Annotated in this window: 11 protein-coding genes; 8 read left to right on the top strand and 3 right to left on the bottom strand. The window is 62.9% G+C overall.

Going from position 1 to position 9,250, the window contains the following annotated elements; translation table 11 throughout:
- From DT057_RS32590 to DT057_RS37340, 5 genes are all read left to right on the top strand, one after another.
- A partial coding sequence (locus DT057_RS32590; RefSeq protein ID WP_162501582.1) for a recombinase family protein occupies positions 1-596 on the top strand: 596 nt, incomplete at its 5' end.
- Between the two features lie 268 nt (positions 597-864).
- Positions 865-1,911 (top strand): hypothetical protein, encoded by a 1,047-nt coding sequence (locus DT057_RS32585; protein ID WP_238314419.1) that lies wholly within the window; start codon positions 865-867, stop codon positions 1,909-1,911.
- A 33-nt stretch (positions 1,912-1,944) separates the two neighbouring features.
- A complete protein-coding gene (locus DT057_RS32580) occupies positions 1,945-2,346 on the top strand; it encodes a lysozyme inhibitor LprI family protein (protein WP_128566179.1) in 402 nt (133 codons plus the stop codon).
- Between the two features lie 65 nt (positions 2,347-2,411).
- Positions 2,412-2,735: a heavy metal-binding domain-containing protein gene (locus DT057_RS32575; RefSeq protein ID WP_128566178.1), complete on the top strand. Its 324-nt coding sequence runs from the start codon at positions 2,412-2,414 to the stop codon at positions 2,733-2,735.
- Positions 2,736-2,884: 149 nt separating this feature from the next.
- Positions 2,885-3,358 carry a lysozyme inhibitor LprI family protein gene (locus tag DT057_RS37340; protein ID WP_128566177.1) on the top strand — a complete coding sequence of 158 codons (474 nt, stop codon included), beginning with the start codon at positions 2,885-2,887 and terminating at the stop codon, positions 3,356-3,358.
- A gap of 214 nt (positions 3,359-3,572) precedes the next feature.
- Here DT057_RS37340 and DT057_RS32565 read toward each other — a convergent pair whose 3' ends face one another.
- Positions 3,573-3,845, bottom strand: a complete 273-nt coding sequence (locus tag DT057_RS32565; protein WP_162501581.1) for a helix-turn-helix domain-containing protein — start codon at positions 3,843-3,845, stop codon at positions 3,573-3,575.
- Positions 3,846-4,007: 162 nt separating this feature from the next.
- On the opposite strand from DT057_RS32565, the gene DT057_RS32560 reads away from it, so the two are divergent.
- Positions 4,008-4,190 carry a hypothetical protein gene (locus DT057_RS32560; RefSeq protein WP_128566176.1) on the top strand — a complete coding sequence of 61 codons (183 nt, stop codon included), beginning with the start codon at positions 4,008-4,010 and terminating at the stop codon, positions 4,188-4,190.
- Positions 4,187-4,351, top strand: coding sequence for a hypothetical protein (locus DT057_RS35765; protein WP_162501580.1), 165 nt, complete (start codon positions 4,187-4,189; stop codon positions 4,349-4,351). Before DT057_RS32560 ends, DT057_RS35765 begins: the two co-directional genes overlap by 4 nt.
- A gap of 1,719 nt (positions 4,352-6,070) precedes the next feature.
- Here the strand turns inward: DT057_RS35765 and DT057_RS32555 are convergent.
- The gene (locus DT057_RS32555) at positions 6,071-6,445 is read right to left on the bottom strand and encodes a flagellar biosynthesis repressor FlbT (RefSeq protein WP_128566175.1); all 375 of its coding nucleotides are present in this window, start codon (positions 6,443-6,445) and stop codon (positions 6,071-6,073) included.
- Between the two features lie 50 nt (positions 6,446-6,495).
- Complete coding sequence (locus tag DT057_RS32550) at positions 6,496-6,915, bottom strand: flagellar biosynthesis repressor FlbT (RefSeq protein WP_128566174.1); 420 nt, start codon at positions 6,913-6,915, stop codon at positions 6,496-6,498.
- A 184-nt stretch (positions 6,916-7,099) separates the two neighbouring features.
- Between DT057_RS32550 and DT057_RS32545 the strand changes: the two genes are divergently transcribed.
- The gene (locus DT057_RS32545) at positions 7,100-8,965 is read left to right on the top strand and encodes a flagellin N-terminal helical domain-containing protein (RefSeq protein WP_128566173.1); all 1,866 of its coding nucleotides are present in this window, start codon (positions 7,100-7,102) and stop codon (positions 8,963-8,965) included.
- The last annotated feature ends 285 nt before the right edge of the window (positions 8,966-9,250 follow it).

Genomic DNA, 9,250 nt, shown 5'->3' with positions numbered 1-9,250 from the left:
CGAGAGTCTCGACACAGGACCAGAAACCCGAACTGCAGCTCGATGGGCTCGCCGCCGCCGGCTGCACACGCGTGTTCGAGGATCGCGGCGTCTCAGGTGCCAAGGCCGTGCGACCCGGCCTCACCCAGGCGCTCGCTTACCTGCGCCAAGGCGACACCCTCGTGATCTGGAAGCTCGACCGCCTGGGCCGCTCCATGGGCCACCTGCTCGAGACCGTGCAGGACCTGGAGGCACGAGGGATCGGGCTACGCTCGCTCACCGAGCAGATCGACACCACGACACCCAACGGTCGGCTGATCTTCCACATCTTCGGCGCGCTGGGGCAGTTCGAGCGCGACCTCATCCGGGAGCGCACGCGTGCTGGCCTCAGTGCAGCGGCGGCCCGGGGCCGGAAGGGTGGACGCAAGCCTGTCGTGACGCCCGAGATCCTGCGCAAGGCACAGGTGCTGATGGGACAGGGGCTGAACGTGCGTGAGGCGGCGCTGAGGCTGAAGGTGAGCAAGACGGCTCTCTACCAAGCTCTCGCTGCTTCGACAGGTACGTCTGCCACGACCTCTGACGGGGACAGGATCCCAAGTGTTGATATGAAAGCTTGATTGCCGAGTAGCAATAATGAAAATCTAGCCTGTATCAACAAGTATCTGTTAGCGACGCTGCTCAAAAGCCTATAAATGCAATGAATTGTAACCATGTAGTTGGAAACATGTTCGGCGGCCACGCATAGAGCTTGTGTCGGATTGAGAGATCATGTCTGAACCCCAGCGTGCCCGGATGCCGAGGTTGCACGACCGAGCCGAGGCACTGCACGGAAGCCGCCGGCCTCGCCGCCTACGCCTCCTGCGCGACAGCCTTCTTGGCTTGGTCATGCTGGAACTTACCGTGACGGCTTTGGCCGGCCCGCTGCCACACTACGACGGGGATCGTCAGGGTACCTTCCTGCCTTTCCTCGACGCACCGGGCGAAGACTCCAGGATCCAGCACCCGCCGCGGCTAGGGCTCTCCTTCGGCGACGAGATGCACCCCGTCCTGATGGACACCGGCTCGACTGGCATCGTGGTCTCAGCCTCGCGCATCCCCGACGTCGACGCGCTGCCGTCGAAACCGGGTCGCCTCACCTACAGCAGCTCCGGCCGCATCATGATCGGCCGCTGGGTGACAATCCCGGTGACCGTGTGGGGCCGCAACGGCGCCGGGGTTGCGACGCGTCCGATCCCGGTGCTCGCCGTCGACCGCATCGACTGCACCGACAGGCCACGCCACTGCAGGCCCGAGGAGGCGCCCCGGCACGTGGCGATGATGGGCGTCGGCTTCGGACGCGAGGACGACAGCCAGGCTCAGAGCACGCCCGAGACCAATCCCCTGCTCAACCTCGCCCCGTCGGGGACGGGAGCAGCCCGCCGCGGCTACGTGGTGACGAAGCAGGGCGTGCATGTCGGGCTGACGTCCGCCAACACGCGCGGGAACTTCCGGTTCGTCAAACTCGATCCTCATCTCACCATTCCCGGCGAGTGGCGCGGCGTGCCGGTCTGCATCGGCGTCAACGACCGCGCACCGGCTACCTGCGGGCGGGCCCTGCTCGACACCGGAGTCGCGGCGATGTTCCTGACGTTGCCGCCGGAGCAGGTCGCCGACCGCGTCGAAGGTGACGGCCACTCCGGGCTGCTTCCCGGCACGCAGCTCAGCTTCAGCTTTCCCGACACTGCCGCGCCTGCGGCCCGCTACCAGGTCGTGGTCGGCGACGCGGCCTCGCCGCTCGCGCCGGAGCGCGTCGTGCTCAACACCACGCGCCCAATGCCCTTCGTCAACACGGGGCTGCGCATCCTGAACGGCTTTGACCTCCTCTACGACGCCGACAGCGGCTGGTTCGCCTTCCGCGCTCGCGGCGGGCAGGACCGGCAGCCGCGACCCTGATGCTCCCCCTCCCGCCCGCAGGATCAGCCCGTCATGCTGCGCCCCGCATTCCTGAGCGCCGTCCTCCTCGCCCCCGTCACGTCGGCCTGGGCCGGCTCGTGCGCGGACGCGCCCAACCAGATGGAGGCGACCAGCTGCGCATCCGAGCAGTTCGCCACGGCTGATGCGGAGCTGAACCGGCTCTACGGCGTGCTGCGGACCAAGCTCGACGTCCCCGGCCAGCGCAACCTCGTGGCCGCCCAGCGGGCGTGGATCACTTTCCGTGACCTCGAGTGCAACCTGCGCACCGGCTACGACCCGGGCGACCCGGCAGCGGGCGGCACGATCGCCTCGATGCTCGTGGGCGAGTGCAGGACCGAGCTGACGCGTCAGCGCAGCCGAGACCTGCAGGCGCAGATCAGGTGCCCCGGCGGCGACCTCTCCTGCACGCCGTGAGGACCAACTCCAACGCGCTCGGAAACCTGTCCAGTAGTCCACCTCAGCCTGCGAGAGGGTGTCAGATGATCATCGTCACGACCGAGACGGTTCCCGGCTGCCGGGTCCGAGAGGTACGGGGGCCCTGCTTCGGCGCCGTCGTGCGCAGCCGCGGCGCGGTCGGCAACTTCACGGCGGGGCTGCGCACCCTGATGGGCGGCGAGATCAGCGAGTACAGCCAGCTGATCGAGGAGGCCCGCGGGCAGGCGCTCGAGCGGATGGCTCATCACGCGACGCAACTCGGCGCCAACGCGGTTCTGACGATGCGCTTCGACTCCTCGGCGGCCGATCAGAACATGATGGAGGTGGTCGCTTACGGGACGGCCGCCTTCGTCGAGCGCGAGGTGTAGTGGTTCCCTCGAGCTGATCCCCGCCGCGATCGGCGGTCCAACCGGCCGCACAGCCGGAGCTCAACTCGGCTCCGACGGAGCGCGTCCTCCGGGCTGCACATCACCAACGTCGAACCGATCCTGCCTCATCGAGCTGTGAACCCGATCCCATGACCAAGCACGAGCAACTCTGTGCGGCGCGGCCGAGGCACACCCGTCGTTCTCCACCCCTCGTTCGCGCCCTGTGCGGGCTGCTGGCACTCGTCGAGGGAGCAACCCCAGGTTTTGCTGATCAGCCCTCGGCCAGGCTGTGCGCGGATGAGACCTCCGGCGTCGGGACAGCGAGTTGCATGCACAAGGCGCTTGACGAGGCGGACAGGAAACTCAACGCCGCCTACAAGAAGGCGCAGCTGGTCATCGAGCAGGACGATCGGGGGCAGGACGGCAAGGCGAGGGCTGCATGGACTGCACAGCTCGCGGCGGCCCAGCGCGCCTGGATCGCATTCCGCGACGCGGATTGCGGCGACCTCGTCGTGAGTGAGTGGAACAGCGGCAGCGGGGCGACCGCTGCGGCATACGCTTGCCGGTACGACAAGACGGTACAGCGCACGGAGGAGATCCTCAGTCGCTACCCGCTGCACTGAGACCAGAGTGTCTCGTGTCCGAGCTTGCCGCAGGCGAGTTTGGAGGCATCCGAGAGTCAGCCAGACCTGAGTCCGCGCGAAGGGCGCTCGTCATGTGCGCACGCGCACGTCATCTTGGCGAGCGAGTTCCTACGTGAGGTCTGCCCTTCACGGGCGTTTCCTCCCTAGACTTCGGGCCGCTCGCAAGGGTGGCCTCTTTTCGTTGTGGCGGCCGTCATTCCTTCGTGATGAGCATCACCCCGGCGCCGCCCTGCACCCTGTCGCCCTCGGCCAGGAAGCGGACTCCGCGCACCTCAAGTGCAGCCTGGATGGCGCGCATGAGGTGGATCCCCGGGACGGATCGGCCCGCCTCGAAGTTGCGAACCGTCGACTCGCCGACCTCGGCCGCCCTGGCGAGCTCGCGCTGCGCGATGTCGACAAGCCCACGGGCCGCCCTGCACTGCTCCGGTGTCAACAAACTACTCCCATGACACTTGATGATAATCATAACGCTTATCGTTTGACTATACCAGTCATAGGGAGGTACGCTACCGCTTAGCGTTCCTAATTCAGCCCCGTCACTGCTGCCATCGCGGCCATGCGCTCGAGAGCGTCAGTATGAGCTGTACCCACTCTCACCTGCGGCCCGCCCGCACAAGCCGTCTCCAACATGGATAGCGACCTCTTGCAGCTTCCAAGACCGGCGAAGGTTCTTCACCATCGTGCCGCGCCTCCGCATCAGGTCGAGGCGCCGGAGCTGGCTGCCATCAGCGACGAGCTCGACGCCCTACATGGTCGCCTGCAGGACCTCACGATCAGCACCCAAAGCAGGCTCGTGTGTCTTGCCTGGTGAACTGGCTGATCCTCATGCGGGCCCGGTGGCTCCTCTGGGGTGCCAAACGCGATATCAAGGAAGCCCGCCGGGCCATCGACCTCTACGAAGCCTTCATGGATCGCGCGGATGCCCGCACCGCTCTGGCGAAGCGGCTCAAGGAGCAGCTGAAGCGCAGATGACACTACGCCGGCCGTGGTCCAGACACCGAGGGCAAGGAGCGCCCCGCCGACCACGCGTGCAGCTCATCGACAGGCAGCCTCAAACGTCCTGATATCGGTATGGTTGGGGCCAGGGCCGCCCGCGAAGGGATCCGGAAGTTCAGACAACCTTTGCCGGGGCGTGTGCACCTGGTGCAGGCCGGGCCCCGCCCGTCACGATGGTAGCCCGGCCCGCAATCCACCTCATGGGTGATCGGGCCCCCAAGGCGGATGCTCGAGGCTACCTCGCCCGCCAGACGACCCGCATTAGCCCACATCATAATTCGAACAGCCGGAGAGCGCGAGCGCCCGCCACCGGCCAACGTCGTGGCCGGAAAGGGCATCGTGGAGCGGGAGTGGTGCGGGTCGGACGCTCGCGTTCCGGCACTCGCGCCAGACCCGCCGCCTCCCTGCCGTGGTCTCCATCGCGCAGGTCGGCAGCCCGAAGGTGCACGAGAGAGCGAGCACCCGCCACCGGCCAACGTCGTGGCGAGAAACGGCATCGTGGAACGTGGAGATGCGGACCGGACCTCGCATGGTCGCGAAGCGGGTCCGGTCCGCGGGGTGCCAGCCCCCATTGGGATGCAGGGTCGGCTCCACAACCTCGCACGGAGCGGCATCGCGGGCGAGCGGTACGGCCGTACCGACTTCGGCGGTGGCCCAGGGTGGTCGGCAGGGTCGAGATACACCTGGGGGGGTCGAAAGTCCGCGGCGGCCAAAGGGCAAGTACCGCACCGGGTCTCTGTCGCAGAAGTTTTGCGCCAGGCAGGAATCGCGTCAGAAAACCCTCGTCCCACACCGTTCCAGCCTTTGCGCGCGCCCGTGATGATCAGCATTGTCGCAGACTGTTCAAGGACTTCGGAGGTTCGCGCGCCATGGCGCGTTTCGTGACATGGCCCGCACAAAACCTCTGGAGGCTGACCCGTGCGCGTCCCGTCTGAGGTCGACCCCCGCCGCCCGCCGGCCGGCGACCGCAACGTCCGCCTCTTGCCAGTTGCCCGTCACCACGGCGCGATCGTGGCAGAGCTGGAGCGCCTCGCCCGCCGCGTTAGCATCATGCTGCCCACCCGGAGCACTGCCATGATCACATTCGCGCCGGCTGGGTCAGATGACGAGATCACGTTGGCCGAGCAGGGCTAATCCACCTCACCCTGAGTTTGTATCGGACATTCCGCAGCAACGTGCCGCTTGGTTCATTTTGGATGGTTTACATCCTGACTGTCTGTTTTGCAGACGGCGTGTTGGCCACCACTCGGACTTGGTGCTGGAACAGCGCCTGACCGTGGTTGGCGCGCGCCAAAAGCGTGACGAGCACGAGCACGGCGACGAGGGAGAACCATCTGGTCATGCAAGCCGACGCTGGCATGAAGCCGCGGGGTTCCACCTTGGCAGAGCAACCGCCCGCCAGCGGCCAACGTCGTGGCGGGAAACGACAATGTAGGAGCTCCCCCTAATGGAATGTTGGCCATATCCGGAGGAAGCTGTGACCGACTACTCCACACTCATCGTCAAGATGCTGTTTGAAGGCGAGGGCATTACGGAGCCTGACGACTTCCTCTCACGGTCGGCCTGATCCTCGATCGCTACCCCAACACCAGCGCCGACGAAGTCGCTCGCGGGTTCGAGATCGCGATTGAGCTTGGGTGTGACGACGGGCACCGAGTTGACTGACCAACTGTACCGAAGCTGTCCCTCACAAGATCAACTCTGCTGCGCTTCGTGCGCGACCAAAGCCTTCCCCTTTTTCAGTGCGATGTGTGTCTTCTTCTCGCTAAGAGCTTGCTGAATTGCTAGCAGGTGTGGACCAACATCCGGCATTGCGACGAGTAGATCGATGCTTTGACGAGAGAGTTCATTCAGCTCCTCAAAGGGGTTCTCCTTGAGATGAATCTGTTGTAGAAGAAGTACGATCCTTTTACAGGGGGTGTTCGCCTCTGCCTCGGAGATCATCTCACTTTCTCGCAGCATGCGGCAGTGATTATGCAATACTAAGTCGGTGGAGCGGTCACCGTTCGAGATAACAGCACCATTGATGTAGATTGTCTCGAACGGCTTTATATTCAAGCGGAGTGGCATTATTCAACCTTTTTGGTTGGCTTGCACAGTTACATGTCGCGTGTTCAAAGCTAGTGTGTAGGCGGCTTCTGACATTCGGCATAATTCGAGAGAAGATCCAGGAGGCTCTTCTCGTACTTAATCAGATCTTGGCCCGACTTGAGAGCCTGATAGTATTCCCTCTTCGATATTTTAGAATAAATATCAGAAACATATGGTGCCATACTAGGTGCCGCCTTTATAAGATCATTTGCATATGCAACAAATCTGTTTTCTACTTCATGATCGCTGTCCGTGAGGTAGATCGCCTGTAAAAAAACATACAGCTTTTCGCAAGCCGTACTGGCTTGGCTTTCAGTGATGATGTCCTTTTCACGCAGGAACTTAGCTTGCGTCTCGAACGTCAGCGAGGAGCGGCGATCGCCATTGCGTATCGACACGTTGCCAACGATGATCCGCTCGTGCGGCTTCAAATCTATGCGGAGCGCCATGGGATCACTGCCAGTTTCTCAGACAGTCTGGAACTTCGCTGTTAACAATCCGTAAACTATAATCACCGAAGTGGCGGGTAGCCGCTGGATCCAGAGATTGCGGTAACAATTAGGCAGGCTTGGCAGTGTCAGGTGAGGTGCCTTCGAAATCAGAGGGCTTCTAGATCGAACAGGATCTATTCAGATGTCGTCCAGCATCACCCTCTCCGCTGCTACGCGTCAGAACCTTCTCTCACTCCAAGATACGGCCAGCCTGCTCTCCACGACGCAGAACCGCCTGTCGACGGGTAAGAAGGTCAACACCGCGCTGGATAGCCCGGTCAACTTCTTCACGGCTCAGTCACTGAACTCACGCTCGGGCGGCCTCACCAGCCTGCTGGACGGTATCAGCAATGGGATCCAGACGATCCAGGCCGCGGCGACCGGGATCACGAACCTGCAGAAGCTCACCGACCAGTTGAAGTCGACTGCGCAGCAGGCACTCTCGGCCACCAACTCCTTCACCGCGAAAGCGACGCTGACTTCGAAGGCGCTGAATGGCGCAGTCGACACCAACCTTCTCTCCACGGGCCCGACCGAGGCACTGAGCGGGGTTCCGAGTGTGGTGGGCGCCGGTGCCGCTCAGGTTACCACTGGCACGGTGACGTCGCTGACGGATGCCAACATCCTGGCGTTTACGGGATCCAAGTCGCTGAATGTCGATGGCGTGGACCTCACCCTCGATTTCGATGGTACGGTTACGGATCAAGCGAGCTTGGTGAGCTCCATCAATGCTCAGCTGACTGCTGGCGGCTCGGCTGTCACGGCGTCTGTGGCTAGCAATGGGCTTGTGCTGACGGGCACCGCAACCAGCGGTAAGTTCGTTGTGGGCGCGAGCCAGGGTGCTACCGACCTGCTCGGCGCCACACCCACACTCACAACTCCTGCCACCATCACCGCTGCAAACCTGACGGGTTCGATCAAGGCGACGGCGCTCGGCTTCGCGGACGGGGACTCCTTCACCGTCAACGGTTCGTCGGTCAGCATATCGAAGACGGACACTCTCGACACCCTGGCTCAGAAGGTCGTGTCTGCGACCAAGGGTGAAGTAAGCGCGACCTTCGATGCGGCGGCCGACAAGTTCACCTTCAAGGCCAAGGATGCCAAGACGGCCGTGAACCTCAGCAACGGTTCAACGGCGACGGCTCTGGTTTCAAACCTGGGTTATTCGACCACCACTCAGTTTGCTGCTGGCAAGGGTACGCCGACATCGACTGCCGACCTCGCGAATAAGGTTCTTACCGTGACGGTTGGAACAGGAACCACGGCGAAGTCGACTGCGCTTACCTTCGGCACCGGCGCTGGTCAGGTTTCGACCCTGGATCAGCTGAACGATGCCCTGTCGGCTGCGAATGCGCAGGCTTCCATCGACTCGACGGGACGGCTGTCCATCACAACCACCAACGACGCGGGTTCCCAGAAGCTCACGCTTGGCGGCGACGCTACGGGAGGAGCGAACTCCTTCCTCACAACCAGTGCTACGGCGACCATCGGTGGCGACGGTCAGACGGCGCGCAACAAGCTCGTGAATGACTATAACAATCTGCTCTCGCAGATTGATCAACTGTCGAACGACTCCAGCTTCAACGGTGTCAACCTGCTGCGTGGCGACCAGTTGAAGATCGCATTCAACGAGGACCAGACTTCGAATATCAGTGTGAAAGGTGTAGCCACGACGGCTGAAAGCCTGAAATTGAAGAATGTGACATCGGACGATTTCAAGGACAACTCGTCGATCAATCAGGTCTTCAGCACCATTAAGTCGGCCAGTGACACCCTGAGGTCGCAGTCTGCGACTTATGCGTCGAACCTGTCGGTGGTGCAGAACCGTCAGGACTTCTCGAAGAACCTGATCAATGTTCTCGACACCGGCTCCTCGAACCTGACGAACGCCGACCTGAACGAGGAGGCGGCGAACTCGCAGGCGCTCTCGACCCGCAACTCGCTGGCGATCTCGGCCCTGTCGCTTGCCAACCAGTCTCAGCAGGGCATCCTCCAGCTCCTGCGGTAAGCTCTCTCACATTGACGACGCGGATGGCCGGGGTATCACCTCGGCCATTCGGCTTTTCGGATGCCATCGTGGAATGGGTTATGCCAGTCCGGCCGGAGCGCCGCTTCTACTACCCAATCGACTGGTTGCAATTCTCAGAGGTGATCCGGTTCCGCCGAGCGCGCGGGGGCAGTGAAATCTGCGACCGACCGCACTTGCAGCGCAATGCCTCGCAGAGCGGCTTCAAGTGAACGTCACGGGCTAACTCCCGAGATCACGGCAGCTTGCGAGAACGTCTCCAGGATC

The organism is Methylobacterium crusticola (genome assembly GCF_003574465.1).
GTDB classification, from domain to species: Bacteria; Pseudomonadota; Alphaproteobacteria; order Rhizobiales; family Beijerinckiaceae; genus Methylobacterium; species Methylobacterium crusticola.
The sequence above is the reverse complement of the archived record's forward strand: the minus strand, read 5'-3'. Positions and strand labels throughout refer to the sequence as shown.

Bases quoted from the DNA above. Each gene is read 5' to 3' on its own strand.
- DT057_RS32575 (WP_128566178.1), top strand. From the start codon at position 2,412: ATGATCATCGTCACGACCGAGACGGTTCCCGGCTGCCGGGTCCGAGAG.
- DT057_RS32545 (WP_128566173.1), top strand. From the start codon at position 7,100: ATGTCGTCCAGCATCACCCTCTCCGCTGCTACGCGTCAGAACCTTCTC.
- DT057_RS32550 (WP_128566174.1), bottom strand. From the start codon at position 6,915: ATGGCGCTCCGCATAGATTTGAAGCCGCACGAGCGGATCATCGTTGGC.
- DT057_RS32565 (WP_162501581.1), bottom strand. From the start codon at position 3,845: ATGATTATCATCAAGTGTCATGGGAGTAGTTTGTTGACACCGGAGCAG.
- DT057_RS37340 (WP_128566177.1), top strand. From the start codon at position 2,885: ATGACCAAGCACGAGCAACTCTGTGCGGCGCGGCCGAGGCACACCCGT.
- DT057_RS32555 (WP_128566175.1), bottom strand. From the start codon at position 6,445: ATGCCACTCCGCTTGAATATAAAGCCGTTCGAGACAATCTACATCAAT.
- DT057_RS32560 (WP_128566176.1), top strand. From the start codon at position 4,008: ATGGATAGCGACCTCTTGCAGCTTCCAAGACCGGCGAAGGTTCTTCAC.
- DT057_RS32580 (WP_128566179.1), top strand. From the start codon at position 1,945: ATGCTGCGCCCCGCATTCCTGAGCGCCGTCCTCCTCGCCCCCGTCACG.
- DT057_RS32585 (WP_238314419.1), top strand. From the start codon at position 865: ATGCTGGAACTTACCGTGACGGCTTTGGCCGGCCCGCTGCCACACTAC.